The sequence below is a fragment of the Bradyrhizobium sp. BR 1433 genome (assembly GCF_051547665.1).
Taxonomy (GTDB): Bacteria; Pseudomonadota; Alphaproteobacteria; order Rhizobiales; family Xanthobacteraceae; genus Bradyrhizobium; species Bradyrhizobium australafricanum.
On sequence record NZ_JBPUGG010000001.1, the window covers coordinates 6664193 to 6679338 of the forward strand.

The window sequence follows — 15146 nt, forward strand, 5'->3', positions numbered from 1 at the left end:
TCCTCGCGAACAATCAAATATGCAGTCAGAGAGGCCACAATTGCCGGCGTTTCGCAAGCGACGAAGCCGTGACTTCAGGTATTTTCAAACAACACGGTTTAAAAAGGCAACAGATCGGAAGCGATACCTGCATTGTCCGGCCAAGCCTTTGACGAAGCCGCTGAAGAATGGTTGATCTGGAGCGTTTTCGAGCGAAGTGGGTACCGGTTCGCGTCAAGAAAACGCGACCAAACAAAAGCTGGAGCGTTTTCGAGCGAAGTGGGCACCGGTTCGCGTGAAGAAAATGCGACCAAACAAAAGGATACGAGCATGATCCGATTCAATCGGATCGGATCATGCTCTGAGCGACTCAAGAACATCTCGAAACGGGAGCGAGAGCATGAATGGTGCGGAAAGTCTGGTGCAGACATTGGTCGCAGGCGGCGTGGATGTCTGTTTTACCAATCCCGGCACCTCGGAGATGCATTTCGTCGCGGCGCTGGACAAGGTCCCGGGCATGCGCTGCGTGCTCGGTCTGTTCGAAGGCGTGGTGACCGGTGCGGCCGACGGTTATTTCCGCATGAAGGGAACGCCGGCCTCGACGCTGCTGCATCTCGGGCCCGGCCTCGCCAACGGCCTTGCCAATCTGCACAACGCCAAGAAGGCGCATTCCGGGATCGTCAACATCGTCGGTCAGCATGCCACCTACCACATCGGTTACAATGCGCCGCTGACGTCAGACATTGAGGGCTTGGCGCGGCCGATGTCGTCCTGGGTGCGCACCTCGCCGGATGCCAAGTCGGTTGCGGCCGACGGCGCGGCCGCGATCGCCGCCGCCAGGAGCGCGCCGCCGCAGATCGCAACCCTGATCCTGCCGGCCGACACCGCCTGGAACGAAGCCGACGGCATCGCCGAGGTGCCCGTGGACACGCAGCGCCCGAGCTATTCGCCGCAGGCGGTCGACACCGCGGCGAAGATCCTGCACGGCGATGCCGCGCATACGCTGCTGCTCGTCACCGGCAGCGCGCTGACCGAGCACGGGCTGGCGCTCGCCGAGCGCATCGCCGGCAAGACCGGCTGCACGGTGATGGGCCAGACCTATCACCCGCGCATGGCGCGCGGCCGCGGCCGCTTCTCGATCAACCGCATTCCCTATGTGATCGAGCAGGCGTTGCCGATCCTGAAGAAATTCCGTCACATCGTGCTGGTCGAGGCCAACGATCCCGTGGCGTTCTTCGCCTATCCGAACAAGCCGAGCATGCTGAAGGCGGAAGGCTGCGAGGTGCATCGCATGACCGCCTGGGGCGAGAATTCGGTCGCGGCGCTCGAGGCGCTCGCGGGCGCGCTGCATGCGACCGCGCAGGACGTCAAGCCGCAGCAATTGCAGGAACTGGTCAAGCCGACCGGTGCGCTCGACCACGCCACGATCGCGCAGGCGATTGCGTGCGCGATCCCCGAGCACGCCATCATGGTCGATGAATCCGTCACCACGGGCCGCGGCTTCTTCCCGCCGACGGCGGCGGCCGCGCCGCATGACTGGCTGCAGAACATGGGCGGCTCGATCGGCTTCTCGACGCCGGTGGCAACCGGCGCGGCGGTCGCCTGTCCGGACCGCAAGGTGATCTGCATGGTCGGCGACGGCAGCGCGATGTACACGATCCAGTCGCTGTGGACCCAGGCGCGCGAAGGGCTCAACGTCGTGACCATCGTGTTCGCCAACCGCATCTATCAGATCCTGCGCGGCGAGTTCGACGGCGTCGGCGCCGGCGAGCCGGGCAAGCGGGCTCAGGACATGCTGAAGATCGACCGGCCGACGCTCGACTTCGTCGCGCTCGCCAGGGGCATGGGGGTACCGGGCAGGGGGGTGACGACGGCCGACGAGTTCAACAAGGCGCTCGCGGAAGCCGTTGCGGAGCCGGGACCGCGGCTGATCGAAGTGCAGATGTAGGGGCGTAGCTGAAAGGCCGCGGCGGCGGCCCAGAGCAGTGCTTCCACAAACTCGTCATGCCCGGGCTTGTCCCGGGCATCCACGCCTTGGTTTCCACATCAAGAAAGACGTGGATGGCCGGGACAAGCCCGGCCATGACGAATGCCGAAATCGCAGCGCAAAGCTCTTCGCTGCCATATGCGATTGCCCTACGGTGCTCTAGGAGGCGCCAATGCAGACCGAGCTGAACAAGGTGATCGCCGCCGTGGAGGAATTCTATGCGCAGGAGATATTCCTGCTGGAGCGCGATCTCGGCGAGCGAACGCTCACTCACCGACTGGCGGTCTATGTCGAGCGGCAATTTTCCGGCTGGCAGGTCGATTGCAACTACGACCGGCTCGGCGAACGCACGCTGCGGCTGCCGCGCGGCTCGGGGAGCTCGACCGACGACCATCTCGGCAAGTCGATCTATCCCGATATCGTCGTGCATCAGCGCGACATCCCGAACAATCTCCTGGCCATCGAACTGCGCAAGGACAGCAATCACCAGCCGATCGAGCACGATCAGCGCAAGCTGCAGGCGCTGACCGATCCGAATGTCTGGTTTGCCTATGCGATGGGCGTGCTGGTGATCGTCGGACAAAGCGGGGTGAGCTTCTCCGAGGTCTATGCCGGGGGAGCCATCGATAGCGCGACATCGCTCTGGTTTGCCGAGCGGCTACGCGAGAGCGGGCTCACGAGCAGGCGCGACAATGGCGCTCCGCATTAAGTCTATCGATGAATCTTTCCTCGCGTTTGCAGTGATAGCCCGTTTGGATCATGCGTGGCCCCTGCACGCGCGGCACAACAGAAGGTGCGGGAGGTGGAGCAATTCCTGGAGCTGGTGGTCAATTTTCAGAACGATCCGATGGCGGTGCGGATTATCAGCTCCGCAACTCTTTCGCTCCCCCTCCCGCACCTGAATTCGCTGATGCAGCTCTCGCTGGTCCAGCTTGCACTGATCTAACTTCCACTGCCCCAACTTCCAACGCCCCAACTTCCACTGCCCGAGGTGGTCGGCGCACTTGTGATTGCGACGCGACGGGCCGGGGCAGCATCCGCACCGAGACAGTAAAAAGGCCGCCTTCGGGCGGCCTTTTCCGTGATCGCCAAGTGGATCACCGAGCGCGATTGTTTCTGTTTATTGCTTGGTAGCATCGCTGCCGGTCGTGGCGGCACCAGTCTTGGCGCCGGTCTTGGCGCTCGATTTCTTGGCGGTCTTCTTCGCTTTCTTCGCCTTGGCCGCCTCGCCCTTGGTCGCGGTGTCGCCGCTTTGCGCGGCGGGGGCCGGGCTGCCGCCCGCCTTGTCCTGCGCGAGCGCGGTGGACGAGACGAAGGCAAGGGCGGTGGCGGCGAGGATCAGTGTTCGCATCGGATATTCTCCCAAGTTGGTTTCCGGCGAGCCCTTAACGGGACAGAATGTCGCAGGGTTCCGCCGCCTCGATCAGCAGTCCGTGAGCTCTGCGTGAACGGCATGGCCGCCGCGGAACCGGGAACCGGGCGCCGCGTTATCCGGCCGGGCAGGAGTTCCGAGGAGAGACGCCATGCGCTGGCGGTCAGTGACGGAAACCACCAATACGGTGCTCGACACCGCCCCCGAGGACAGCTTCTACGCGGTGGGCTGGACCATCAGCGGCGTGGCGACGCTGGCCACCATCGTCGCGATCTGGATGTTCGGGATCTGAGAGCCGACGATCCACGATAGGCAGCCGGCGCGCTATCGCCCGGCGGCCGGTCGCGGCCTGCGCCGTCCGTTACTTCCGCAGAATTGCCAGCGCTTCCCGATAGAGCTGCGAGAAGCAGACCAAGAGCGCGCTCGACAGCAGGAACATCGCCAGGCTGTCATAGTCGTCCGCCGTCGGCCAGGAAAACTCGAAATAGGGCGGCATGAACGCCCACCAGACGATCGGTACCGTGATGATCGTCGCAAAGGCGCCGGCGGGCGCGCCGCCCATCAGGCCGGCGATCAGGATCGCCGGCACGAAGCCCGCGAAATAGAACTGCATGCCGAAGCTCGCGAACATCTCCTGGGTCGCGGTGGCCAGCACCACCGCAAGCAGGGCGACGACGAATGTCGACAACGACCAAGGCCGCAGCTTCAAAATGTAGTCGTTACCGTTGCGCATCCAGAACTCCCGGCCCCCGCGAGTTCCGGGAAGGTAGCCGAGGAGGCCAGCAAACAAAACCCCGTACGATTCCGTGGGGCAGGGTTGTGCTCGATACAGTGAAAAGGAACCGGCCCGGTCAAGCCGCCGCCGCATTGTCGCGCATATTGCATTGCGGCACGGTGATTGGGGGACACACATGCTCGAGCTTCTGATTGTCGTTGTCGTCGCCGGGATCGGGTTCGCGGCGGGGTACGGCGTGCGCGAGCTGATCTCTCGCCGCAGACGGCGGTCTACTCCGCGCGTTCACGTTCGCGCGCCGCAGGTTCGCGCCGCAAATGACGACAGCTCTGCCCGCGGCTGGTATCGGCCGACCGGCACGCAGGGCGCCGATCACGCCATCCCGCCACCCGATGAACTCGACGGCGCCGTTCGCGACCTGCTCGGCGAACTCAGCCGGCGCCCCGCCAACCCGTCACCCGCCCCGCACCGCCGCCGGCAGTAAGCCGGAAAGGCCGGGTCGCCGCCGCTAACGCGTCGGCTACTTTGCATGGGGTTGTTTTCGATATTTTTTGACGAGGCGGTCCCGAAGGGGATGGTGGACGCACAAGGGATCGAACCTTGGACCTCTCCCGTGTGAACCACAATCCGTAGATCCATACTGATCGCACCCGGCCATAGTGTTGTCGAAATAATTCAATCTGTTACAGTAGTTTATGGTCGTTTTGACCTCAAGGGACCATAAGCGGCCATACTGCATTTTGTGTGCCCCCGTTGTGCCCGCCGCAGATTTTCCCTTGGGGCACACAAATCGGGGAGGGTCTGTGCCCCCTCTGTTCTCGAAGGGCCGTCCTTCCACGCTGGTGTGCCCCGAGGCGGGAAAAGCGAAGGAAAGTCAATGCGGCTTTCCCGTCGCTTGGATGATCCGGGCGACTGCGGGGGCACACTGCGACGACAAGGAGCGTAGGGACCATGCCGGAGCCGAGCAACCAACTGACACTTACCGACGCGGTGATCCGCAGCGCTGTGTTGCCGCCGGGCAAGGCGCAGCATTATCTCCATGACGACAAGCTGCCCGGCCTCGCCCTGCGCATGCGCGCCACCGGCGGCCGGACCTGGGTTTACCTCTTCACCAAGCCGGGAGTGAGAGGGACCCAACGCAAGACCCTCGGTCCGTGGCCCAAGTATAATGAGAAGGCGGCGCGCAAGGCCGCCACCATCGCCGCAGGCGAGGTATTCAAGGGCATGGACCCCAACGATGCGAAACGCGAGGCGAGGCGGCAACAGGCAGCCGAAAAGCAGCGCACTACCTTGGCGGACTTGGTCGTCGAAGATGGTCCCTACCAGACGTCCTTGACCGGTCGTCAGGTCGTCAACTGGAAGCCGGCCATGTCGGCGTTGCGGCGCGGGCTCACGGATCACGCCGATAGCGGCGTCGGGGACCTGACTCGGCGGCAAATCATGGCAGCGGTCGACAAGATTGCCAAGACCGGCAAGCGGGGCGCGGCCAAGGACCTGCGCAAGCACACCCATACGTTCCTCGAATGGTGCGTTGGCGAGGGTTATGTCGACCACAACGTGCTGGCGGGATATCGCGAGCCCAAGGAAACCCGCGCGCAAAGGGTCGGACGCCGAACGAAGGGCCGCGCACTTACCGATGAAGAAATCATCAAGGTCTGGCATGCATCCGGCAAGCTCGGCACCTTTGGGCTCCTGGTGAGGACGTGCCTGCTCGGTGGCCCGCGCCGGAGTGAGCCAACCATGATCGAATGGCAAAAGCACGTCATGGACGACCGCATCACCTTCGATGCGGCTTGGACGAAGATGGGCTTGCACCACGATGTGCCGCGCACTCACCTTATTGATGAGGTGCTCGCGGCCGCGAAGCATTTCCAGCGCGCAACGTCCGACTATGTCTTCCCGTCACCGAAGACCGGTGGTCAGATGTCGGGCTTCACCAAGATGGTCAACCGTTTGGTCAAGGACGCGGGCGTCGCAAAATTCACCATGCATGACTTGAGGCGTAGTCTGCGTACCATCATGTCGCGCTGCGGCTACGACAACGAAATCCAGCGGCTATGTGTCGGACAAAAGCCAAGCGGAATCGATCAGGTCTATAATCACGACGAACAGTGGATCATCCGCAAGATGGCATTCGAAGCGGCTCATGATTACATCGCGGAGCTGGTCGGCGCGATGCGGGTCGGGAAGGTCGTGCGCCTGCAGCGAACGAATCCGCTCGATCCGATCAAGGCCGAGTTGCTGGGCCGTCTCCGTGAGCACTATGCGGCTGAGACGGCTTAGTGGCCTTATGGCATTTGGCCAAATAGTCGCGCACGGCGTCCGCCCGATAAAGCGGGCGGCCGTCGACGTAGCGCCATTTCAGCGGGTGGTTCGGATCGCGCCGCCACTGCTCCAGCGCTCCCGGCGTGCGCCGGATAACCGCGGCCGTCTCTAATGCCGTTAAATTTGAGCTGTTCGGCAGCGTATCTATATCAAATGTCGCGGGCGGCGGCATGCCACGGTTCTTGCGACGGCGCTTCGTGGTGGGCGGCATTTTCAGATTACCTAGACTCTAATGCCTCGATCCGGCCCTTTTCGTCCTTGCCATCCATGCCTGCGCCCCGAACCGTGACGTCTGCGGCAACAAGATCGGAGCCTCCTCAACGAAGAAAGAGAGCTAGAGCGCAGGTAAGGCTGCTGGGTAGCTGTGGCGTACTAATAGGACGAATCACGCCCCCTTTGCCGAGAGCTTGAGAGCAATTGTGAATCGCTGGGGGGGCGATCGGCATCCTAGGCACAAATATGCGATCCGCCAGTACGTAGCTCTTGAACACAGGAATCATATTCCTGTCCTGCTCTCAATCGGTAAAATTCGACAAAGTAGTCGTGGTCGGTAACACGATGGGCCGCGAACTCGACCGTGACTTGGGTGAGAATTCCTCCCTTTCCGCCATCTGACTGCGACGCGCGCAAAACCCTGTAAAACAAGGGGCACCAAGAGCCACCGGATTCGGCGGTGGAGACCCGCGGTACCGAGCGCCAGCGCGACGAAGCCGCCAGGGAAAAGCAACGCGAACGGCGCCAGAAAGCAATTGCAAGAGCACAGGCGGCGCTAGAAGAAGCAGAGGGCGAGCACGACAAGAAGGCCGCGGTCATCCAAGCCGAAGCCGGGGTTCTCAAGAAACGATCGCGGGCTGAGGAGGCGCGATGGAGGAAATAGAGGGAGCGGCTCCGAGCAGCGCTCCGGCAAGCCCGAGGCTAAGCGCTGCGATCGCGCCACGGACGGGGCCGCTCGGCAGAAGGAGCGCCTTGCGCGCGCGGCCGTAGACGGCCCGCGCGCTCGACTTTCGCAGCGGCAAGGTCGCACCCCGAAGGCGAGAACGCAAGGCGGCGGGCGGTCGCGCTACTCGACCGGCTGCGCGATCAAGCACGAGCGGTGCGCCTCACCAAAATTTATACACCAGGGCCGTCAGCAGCGCAGCGAAGATATAAATTGCCGTCGCAAAGGACAGCCAGTACAGCGTCGATACTACGTGGTGAATGGGCATCAGCGCCTGATATTCCGCCCGAGGAGGTGTTCTTCGCGATCTCAAAAGCTCCCATAGCGGTTGTCCGACTTCTGGCGGGTCAATCTTGTCCCTGCACTCCGCCATCTTCTGCCCTGCGTAGAAGAATCGTTGCGGGTCTCTCCCGTGCGCTTCGAGTAGTTCGATCATAAAGCTCTCGATGATGACCTGTGTCCTTACAACGGTCACCAACATATTTTCGATGCGCCTGATGAGCTCCATTGACTGCTTGTGAATCTCTTCAAAAAGCAACTCTTGCGCAGTTGCCGGCGGATCTTCGGCTCGCGCCTTCACCTGCGGTATTCATCATCACGAGGAACCGGATGAGGATGTCTTTCAGTTCTTCGCGGGTCTTCGTGTACAAGAGCAGGTCAGTGACCTTCGGCGGAAATTGCTCGAACTCATCGATGATCTTTTCGAGCGCCGTCATGATAGCCGGAGGAGCACCGTCACCTTGCGGATCGGTGAAGTTCACGAATCAGATGGTTTCATTGCCGGCCCGCGCCCGCCGCTTCAGGATGCCCTTGCGCTCGAGACGGGGATGAACGTGGAAGCAATGTCGCCTGTGAAGCGCCACCGGTACAGACGCCGACTGAGAACACGTAGGAGTCAAAGACCGTCCTGTTCATCAGAGCAAGGATCGGTTCGAAGAACGGGATCAGGGCGTCGAGAACATCGTTCTCATTTCCGCGTAGCTCATTGAGCGCCGCGTACACGCGCAGCGCCCTTCGGGTCACATTGATCATAGTCGCTTCCCCCAGATTCCCCCCGCTCGTCTTGGCGCTTGCGCAGCTTCGGCTCTTTTTGGACGTGGCTGCCGCGGAGGGTGGCACTGTCGTGGCAGCACTTGTGCTGCAGTTTGAGCACGCCTGGGCAAGTGCTCACGTGCGTCGGTCGATTCCGTACAAAGTTTCTTCTGGTAACTTTACGCGCTCTAACCTAACTACCGGCGCGGCCGAGCGAGCGCGCAGGCCAATACAACTTACAATATTCAGTTTCGCGAATTAACGTTTGGTTAGTGGGGTTTTCCGTGGGGGCGGGTGTTGGGCGCGCCGAGGCTCGGCCTCGAATCTTATATGTCGTACCGGAAGATTCGACATTCACGACGCACTTTCTAGAGCCTGCTCGCGCAGTGCGCGCCGTGGGACTCGAAGTTCTGGTTGCCACGTTCGCGGGACGCTGCCGAGGTGCGATCGAGCGGGAAGGCTTCCGCGTACTGGAAATGCCGACGGAGCGTGCCTCTCTCTCAGCCTTTTCCCTGCTTCGCTCGATCTTGCGTCTTCGTAGAATTCTGTCGGAAGAGCAGCCGGACCTGGTTCATGCTCTCACCATAAGATCCATTGTTTTGTTAGGCCTATCGGGTCTGATCGGGCGCAAATATCCTCTTCTTGTCTCATTTACGGGCCTTGGACGTTTGTGGGATCGCGCCGGTTGGGCGGCTGGGATCGTCCGACAATTCGTTCGATTGCTGACCGGCTGGCTCGCCCAAGCTCCGGTTGCTCTCGTTTCATTTGAGAATGCGGACGATCGCCTTGAGTTTCCGCATCTGTCAAACTCTGTGGTTATCGGTGGATGGGGTATCGAGATCGAGCCAGGCCAATCCGGCAAGAGAGCCGATGATGGCGCCGTTCGCGTCGCCTTTTTGGGACGAATGCTCAAATCGAAGGGACTCGAGGATACGGTGGAAGCCGTGCGCCTTGCGCGGGCTCAGGAGCGCCAGATCGAGTTGGAGCTTTGGGGGACGCCGGATCAGGCTAATCCGACGAGCTACACTTCTGGGGAGCTCGCCCAGCTTTCGCTTATTGATGGCGTCAAATGGATGGGGGCGGCCCCTGACATTGCGACGGTTTGGGCGCATGCGGACATTGCCATCCTCCTATCCGAAAGCGAAGGAATGCCGCGGGCGCTCATGGAGGCCGCTGGATACGGCCTGCCAATGATTGCGACTGATGTACCCGGCTGTCGTTCTGTCGTCCGGGACGGAATTGATGGCTTCCTGATTCCGCACAATAACCCCGCGGCTGCTGCAGAAGTCATTGTGCGCCTCGCGCAAGATCCAGCGACTCGCAAGCGCATGGGCCAAATGGCTCGCGAAAGATTTGAGAAACAGTTTTCGAGAGACGTGGTCGTACCGAGGATTCTCGAGATCTATTCACGCCTCATCACGCATCGTGGGGATGCAAGTCCAACCAAAACATTGTGCAATCATGGATCTCAATCGGTTCTACCATAGACGAAAGGTCTTAGTTACAGGTGCTGGTGGCTTCATAGGAAGTCATCTCGCGGAAGCTCTCGCGAGAGCCGGCGCCGATGTTACGGCGATGATCCGGTATAGCTCGTCCCCGCTTGGGGAAATCTCGAGCATTTATCACCCGATCTGAAGAGCTCGATCAGGGTGGTCGCTGGAAACATCGAAGATCCGGAGTTTGTCTCTCAGACGGTACAAGGCCAAGACATTGTATTTCACCTCGCGGCGTTGATCGCGATTCCTTATTCGTATGTTGCGCCTCGAAGCTACGTCCGCACGAATATCGAAGGGACGCTAAACATTGTTGAGGCGGCGCGGCGTCTTGGCGTCACCCGCGTTGTCCACACATCGACGTCGGAGGTCTACGGAACCGCGCTCACCGACACGATTTCCGAAAGCCACCCGCTCCAGGGGCAATCACCTTACTCCGCGTCCAAGATTGGCGCCGATAAGATGGTGGAGAGCTATTTTCGCTCCTTCTCGACGCCCGTAGTCACCGTTCGGCCATTCAATACTTTCGGCCCGCGGCAATCAGCTCGGGCCTTCATTCCCACTATTATTTCACAAGCCGCGACGTCGGAGGTAATCGAGCTCGGCGCCCTGGATACATTGCGCGACATGACCTTTGTGGGGGACACGGTCGGCGGCTTTCTCGCGGCAGGAGCGACATCGGGGATTGAAGGCGAGACAATCAACCTCGGCACTGGCCAGACATTCTCCGTTGGTCACTTCGCGCAGCGGATATTGTCGTTGATGAATGTACGAAAACGAATTGTCCAAGACCCGAAGCGCATTCGCCCCGCAATGAGCGAAGTGCTCCGGCTCGTCTCCAACAATGAAAAAGCCCAACGCTTGCTGCACTGGACGCCTGAAACCTCAATCGACGAGGGATTGGAGCGAACCATCAGCTTTGTGAAAGCCAACATCGCCTCGTATCGCGCAAACGTTTACAATATTTAGCAAAGATTCGTAATGACCCCCAAAGCCCTCATTATGGCAGGCGGCAAAGGTACGCGCCTGAGGCCGTTCACTGCATCCTTTCCGAAGCCGCTCGTCCCGCTCGGCGATCTGCCGGTGCTCGAACTACTGCTGCGCCAATTGAAGAGTGCTGGCGTTCGCGAGGTCATCCTTTCCGTCAATCACTTGCATCATCTGATCCGTGCGTTTTGCGAGGACGGCTCCAAGTTTGGCCTGAAGATCGCCTATGTGCTGGAAGACGAGCCGCTTGGGACCGCCGGATCATTGGCCTATGCGCTCGAGATGCTCAGCGATGACTTTATCGTTGCGAACGGCGATCTGCTCACGAACTACAACATAGCGAAAATGGTCGCTGAGCATCGCAAGCAGCCAACAGCGGCCTCGATAGCCGTATTTGAGCGGAGCCAAAAGATTGATTTCGGATTGGTGGAGGTTGACGCGAGCATGCGCCTTACAGGCTACCGCGAAAAGCCGACCTACTCACATTTGGTCAGCATGGGACTGTATGTACTCAATCGCGCGTCGGTTGCGCCCCATCTCGCGCCAGGCAAGTTCCTCGATATGCCGCAACTTTTGCAAATTCTCGTTGATGCTGGAAAAGCGGTGGTATGCCGAACGCAGGATTGCCTATGGCTCGATATTGGGCGTCCGGAGGACTACGCAACAGCACAGGAACTCTTTGAGCAGAAGCGAGAATTGTTCTTGCAGGCTGAGCAATGACAGTCGCACTGGTCACCGGGGCGAACGGCTTCCTTGGGCGTTATGTTCGGCGGGAGCTGATAAATCGGGGCATAGAAGTCATTGGCCTATGCAGATCGCACGCCTCCGCAGACCCACGTTCGGTTCTCGTTTCCGAAAGGCCCACTCCATGCGAGCTGCGCGCGCTTGTGAATAAAGTGCAGCCTTCAACTATTTTTCATCTGGCTGGCACCGCGCGCGCCGGCTCGCTGGAGGATCTCTATCAAGCTAACGTGTTCTTCGCGATTCATCTTCTTGAGGCCGCGCTGAGTAGTGCGCAGCGACTACCCACGGTCGTTTTGGCCGGAAGCGCGGCGGAATACGGTCGCTCGGTACATAGGGACTGCATCGTACGGGAAACTGATCCCTGTACACCATTGAGCCTCTATGGCGCTTCAAAACTGTGTCAAACGTACCACGGTCTTTTCGCGCACGCCCGCGGATTGCCCGTCGTCGTGGCCAGGCTCTTCAATCCAATAGGGCCTGGTGCGCCACGCACAACGGCGCTCGGAAGCTTCGTCAGCCAGCTATCCGCAAGCTCCCCCCATCGACGGACGCTGAAGACCGGTTCGCTAAATGCCGTACGTGACTTTGTGAACGTCGTCGACGTCGCGCGCGCGCTCGTTGATTTGGCTGACACTCCCGGCGCGGCAGGTCAGATTGTGAATGTCTGCTCGGGGAGTGGCAGAACCGTTCAGCATGTCGTTGACCGCTTGATAAGCGTCGCGGGCGCACCGATAGCCCACGAAATCGAGCCGACGCGACGTGGGACTAGCGATATCGAGACAATCATCGGCGATACGGCCCGACTTAGACAACTCGGTGTCGTAATCCCTCCCCCCGATGTCGATGCGATCTTACGTGAAATGCTTTCCGTCGCGATGGTCGAAAATGGCGGATAGCGCTTTGAAAACGGCACCCATCAGCGTCATCATTCCGACCTACCGCGATGGCGATGCGCTGCGGCGAGCGCTGCATTCCGTAGCTAGCCAGACCCTTCAACCACGCGAAGTAGTTGTGGTGGACGATGCGACCGGTGACGATGAATACCCTGATACCATTTGCGCTCAGTGTCCCTTTCAACCCATCAAGCTAATCAAGCTGCCTCGAAACGTGGGCCCTGGTGGCGCTCGGAATGCGGGTATTTCGGCAAGTTCAGAGCCATTTCTGGCCTTCCTCGATGCGGATGATGAGTGGCATCCGCACAAGTTGAGGTTGCAGATGGGACTCATGCTGGCTTCGGACGCGCCGGCGGGCAGCTCACATCGTAAAAGTTTCGCCGGCGCTGCGTGGCCGACCTTCAACGGATGGGCGCACGCAAGACGTATCACTAGACGGGCAATTCTGACGTCCAACGTAGCGTCGATCTCAACGGTCGTGATCCGACGAGATGCTGTTCAGCATCGTTTTCCAAGAACGTATGCCTGCGAAGACTACTGGTTCGTTGCCGCACACGTGCTCTCAGGCGTTGAATTCATCAGAATGGATCAGACGCTCGCGCGGTCAGATAAACCGGCGTTCGGGGCAAGTGGATTAAGCGGCCGATTGAATGCCATGCAGCTCGGCGAGATGCGCACTCACTTCTCACTTTTGAGAAATGGGCTGATTAGTGCGTGGGAGTACGCCCCTCTCGTTGCCTGGACTTTACTGAAGTACCTGAGGCGCATTTCCATCGTGAAAGCACGAAGCGTTGTGACTTTGGCTACGACAAGAAAATGACTAGATGCGAGCCCGAGCCGGAGTCTGGAGGGCTGAGTTGTTCGTCAACCGTAATTGGCGCGCTCGCGAAACGTTGTTTGGCGCGTGCGACGCGCAGCTACGCCGGACACGGAATGAGCTCTGATAGGGACATGCTCTGCATGAGAGATAACAGGATTAAGAAGAGCAGCCCACAGGCGCCTTCAGGTGGCAACTCCGCTCACGAACGGAAGCCGCGTGCCTCGATCGCTATCGCTGACGTGGTGTCGGCGATCCAGCAGCGACGGCTTTGGCTCAGACTTGGCTGGAACGACATCCTGCAGAGGTACCGTCGCTCAGTTCTGGGGCCTCTGTGGCTCACGGTAAGTATGGCCATTATGATTGTCTCTCTGGGACTTCTCTACGCGCAGCTCTTCCAAATCCCGGTAGATGATTTTCTGCCATATCTGTGCGTCGGCTTCGTCGTCTGGGGCTATTTCTCCAGCTTCTTGATCGAGGCAGGCTCGTTGTTCGTCGCCTCCGAGTCCTACATTAAGCAGATAAGGTTGCCCTACGTTCTGTATGTCTGTCGCGCAACCTGGAGCAAGCTCATCATCTTCGCGCACAACTTTGTAATTTATCTAGGCGTCGTTGCGTATTTCCAGAGCTGGCCGGGCCTTCCCGCATTGCTGGCCCTCCCGGGCCTCTTACTCCTCACGCTCAATGGAGCATTGTCAACGCTGCTTATCGGGATGATCTCGGCGCGCTTCCGGGACATTCCCCAAGTGATCGGTTCATTGGTGCAAATCCTTTTCTTCATCACGCCAATCATGTGGAAGCCCGACGTGCTCAAGGAACGCATCTTTATTGCCGAATGGAATCCGTTTTATCACCTGCTCCAGGTCGTTAGAGAGCCTCTCTTGGGCGAGGTTCCGTCAGTCGCGACTTACGCCGTGGTCGCCACCATAACCCTGGTCAACTTTGTTGCGGTCGGACTGTTCTTCGCCAGATACCGCGAACGCATTTCGTATTGGGTCTAAGAAAGGCGAGATCTGATGCACGCAACAATCGAACGACTGGTGATGGACAACGTAAGTGTCTCATTTCCGATCTACAGCATGGGATCTCGGTCGCTTAAGAAAGGTCTACTGTATCGGGGATCGAGAGGCCGAATAGCGAGCGACGCGAATGACAGGCTTGTCGTGGAGGCCTTGCGAAATGTGTCATTACGGTTCTCGGTTGGCGATCGCGTCGCGATAGTGGGGGCAAATGGCGCTGGAAAGACGACCTTGCTGCGCGTTATGGCTGGCATTTATGAGCCGGTCTCAGGCGTGGTGCGCGCTTCGGGACGAATATCGCCGATGTTCGACATTGGACTCGGCATCGATCCGGAGTTGAGCGGGCTTGAGAATATCAGGCTTCGCGGACTTCTACTGGGGCTCCGTCCTGACGAGATTGAACGTCTCATACCGGAGATTGCAGACTTCACTGAACTCGCGGATTATCTTGAGCTTCCGGCGCGCACCTATTCATCCGGTATGCTGATGCGGCTCACATTCGCAGCAGCGACGTGCTTCGCGCCAGAAATTCTTCTAATGGACGAATGGATTCTTGCGGGTGACGCCGCATTTTTGACCAAAGCGGAACGCCGCCTCGAAGCTTTCGTAGAGAATGCGAGTGTCCTCGTCCTAGCCTCGCACAACGAACAGATTTGTAGGACGTGGTGCAGCAAGGCGATCTGGCTCGATAGCGGACAGGTGAAAGCCGTCGGTGCTATCGATGAGGTATTGAATGCCTATCGCGATGAAGTGACGTCTCGCTGACGGTGGCGTGGTCATCCATGAGTGCAAACCGCGAGGCAACAGCGTTCGACAAGGAGGCGCGTT

20 protein-coding genes are annotated in these 15146 nt (G+C 59.7%); 15 read left to right on the forward strand and 5 right to left on the reverse strand.

Features of this window, described 5'->3' with window-relative positions:
- The first annotated feature begins 379 nt into the window (after positions 1 to 379).
- From ACSKB9_RS32065 to ACSKB9_RS32075, 3 genes are all read left to right on the forward strand, one after another.
- Complete coding sequence (locus tag ACSKB9_RS32065; protein WP_438078122.1) at positions 380 to 1927, forward strand: acetolactate synthase large subunit; 1548 nt, start codon at positions 380 to 382, stop codon at positions 1925 to 1927.
- Positions 1928 to 2138: 211 nt separating this feature from the next.
- Complete coding sequence (locus tag ACSKB9_RS32070) at positions 2139 to 2675, forward strand: hypothetical protein (protein ID WP_438078124.1); 537 nt, start codon at positions 2139 to 2141, stop codon at positions 2673 to 2675.
- Positions 2676 to 2729: 54 nt separating this feature from the next.
- Complete coding sequence (locus ACSKB9_RS32075) at positions 2730 to 2912, forward strand: hypothetical protein (protein ID WP_438078126.1); 183 nt, start codon at positions 2730 to 2732, stop codon at positions 2910 to 2912.
- A gap of 174 nt (positions 2913 to 3086) precedes the next feature.
- Here the strand turns inward: ACSKB9_RS32075 and ACSKB9_RS32080 are convergent, their stop codons facing one another.
- Positions 3087 to 3317, reverse strand: coding sequence for a hypothetical protein (locus tag ACSKB9_RS32080; RefSeq protein WP_438078127.1), 231 nt, complete (start codon positions 3315 to 3317; stop codon positions 3087 to 3089).
- A gap of 172 nt (positions 3318 to 3489) precedes the next feature.
- On the opposite strand from ACSKB9_RS32080, the gene ACSKB9_RS32085 reads away from it, so the two are divergent.
- Entirely contained in the window at positions 3490 to 3630 is a 141-nt protein-coding gene (locus ACSKB9_RS32085; RefSeq protein ID WP_411782496.1) for a hypothetical protein, read from the forward strand.
- A gap of 69 nt (positions 3631 to 3699) precedes the next feature.
- On the opposite strand, the gene ACSKB9_RS32090 is transcribed toward ACSKB9_RS32085, so the two are convergent.
- On the reverse strand, positions 3700 to 4071 hold the full coding sequence (locus tag ACSKB9_RS32090; RefSeq protein ID WP_438078129.1) for a DUF4118 domain-containing protein: 372 nt from the start codon (positions 4069 to 4071) through the stop codon (positions 3700 to 3702).
- Positions 4072 to 4249: 178 nt separating this feature from the next.
- Between ACSKB9_RS32090 and ACSKB9_RS32095 the strand changes: the two genes are divergently transcribed.
- The 3 genes from ACSKB9_RS32095 (at position 4250) to ACSKB9_RS32105 (ending at position 7273) form a co-directional block, all read left to right on the forward strand.
- Positions 4250 to 4555, forward strand: coding sequence for a hypothetical protein (locus ACSKB9_RS32095; RefSeq protein ID WP_438078131.1), 306 nt, complete (start codon positions 4250 to 4252; stop codon positions 4553 to 4555).
- Positions 4556 to 5022: 467 nt separating this feature from the next.
- Entirely contained in the window at positions 5023 to 6354 is a 1332-nt protein-coding gene (locus tag ACSKB9_RS32100) for a tyrosine-type recombinase/integrase (RefSeq protein ID WP_438078133.1), read from the forward strand.
- A gap of 715 nt (positions 6355 to 7069) precedes the next feature.
- On the forward strand, positions 7070 to 7273 hold the full coding sequence (locus ACSKB9_RS32105) for a hypothetical protein (RefSeq protein ID WP_438078135.1): 204 nt from the start codon (positions 7070 to 7072) through the stop codon (positions 7271 to 7273).
- Between the two features lie 223 nt (positions 7274 to 7496).
- Here the strand turns inward: ACSKB9_RS32105 and ACSKB9_RS32110 are convergent, their stop codons facing one another.
- The 3 genes from ACSKB9_RS32110 to ACSKB9_RS32120 are packed head-to-tail and all read right to left on the reverse strand — an operon-like array spanning position 7497 to position 8365.
- Entirely contained in the window at positions 7497 to 7913 is a 417-nt protein-coding gene (locus tag ACSKB9_RS32110) for a hypothetical protein (protein WP_438078137.1), read from the reverse strand.
- On the reverse strand, positions 7861 to 8094 hold the full coding sequence (locus tag ACSKB9_RS32115; protein WP_438078138.1) for a hypothetical protein: 234 nt from the start codon (positions 8092 to 8094) through the stop codon (positions 7861 to 7863). The genes ACSKB9_RS32110 and ACSKB9_RS32115 overlap by 53 nt, the downstream gene beginning before the upstream one ends.
- Positions 8095 to 8107: 13 nt before the next feature.
- Positions 8108 to 8365, reverse strand: a complete 258-nt coding sequence (locus ACSKB9_RS32120; RefSeq protein WP_438078140.1) for a hypothetical protein — start codon at positions 8363 to 8365, stop codon at positions 8108 to 8110.
- A gap of 284 nt (positions 8366 to 8649) precedes the next feature.
- On the opposite strand from ACSKB9_RS32120, the gene ACSKB9_RS32125 reads away from it, so the two are divergent.
- The 8 genes from ACSKB9_RS32125 to ACSKB9_RS32160 all read left to right on the forward strand — a co-directional run bounded on the left by ACSKB9_RS32125 (position 8650) and on the right by ACSKB9_RS32160 (position 15083).
- Positions 8650 to 9852, forward strand: a complete 1203-nt coding sequence (locus ACSKB9_RS32125) for a glycosyltransferase (protein ID WP_438078142.1) — start codon at positions 8650 to 8652, stop codon at positions 9850 to 9852.
- Complete coding sequence (locus ACSKB9_RS32130; RefSeq protein WP_438078144.1) at positions 9827 to 10000, forward strand: NAD-dependent epimerase/dehydratase family protein; 174 nt, start codon at positions 9827 to 9829, stop codon at positions 9998 to 10000. The genes ACSKB9_RS32125 and ACSKB9_RS32130 overlap by 26 nt, the downstream gene beginning before the upstream one ends.
- Before the next feature lie 14 nt (positions 10001 to 10014).
- On the forward strand, positions 10015 to 10827 hold the full coding sequence (locus ACSKB9_RS32135) for a GDP-mannose 4,6-dehydratase (RefSeq protein ID WP_438078146.1): 813 nt from the start codon (positions 10015 to 10017) through the stop codon (positions 10825 to 10827).
- A 12-nt stretch (positions 10828 to 10839) separates the two neighbouring features.
- A complete protein-coding gene (locus ACSKB9_RS32140) occupies positions 10840 to 11565 on the forward strand; it encodes a nucleotidyltransferase family protein (protein ID WP_438078148.1) in 726 nt (241 codons plus the stop codon).
- Positions 11562 to 12485, forward strand: a complete 924-nt coding sequence (locus ACSKB9_RS32145) for an NAD-dependent epimerase/dehydratase family protein (protein ID WP_438078150.1) — start codon at positions 11562 to 11564, stop codon at positions 12483 to 12485. Before ACSKB9_RS32140 ends, ACSKB9_RS32145 begins: the two co-directional genes overlap by 4 nt.
- Positions 12475 to 13302: a glycosyltransferase family 2 protein gene (locus tag ACSKB9_RS32150; RefSeq protein WP_438078152.1), complete on the forward strand. Its 828-nt coding sequence runs from the start codon at positions 12475 to 12477 to the stop codon at positions 13300 to 13302. The genes ACSKB9_RS32145 and ACSKB9_RS32150 overlap by 11 nt, the downstream gene beginning before the upstream one ends.
- Before the next feature lie 140 nt (positions 13303 to 13442).
- Positions 13443 to 14300: an ABC transporter permease gene (locus ACSKB9_RS32155; protein ID WP_438078154.1), complete on the forward strand. Its 858-nt coding sequence runs from the start codon at positions 13443 to 13445 to the stop codon at positions 14298 to 14300.
- A gap of 15 nt (positions 14301 to 14315) precedes the next feature.
- Entirely contained in the window at positions 14316 to 15083 is a 768-nt protein-coding gene (locus tag ACSKB9_RS32160) for an ABC transporter ATP-binding protein (RefSeq protein ID WP_438078155.1), read from the forward strand.
- Positions 15084 to 15146: the final 63 nt, after the last annotated feature.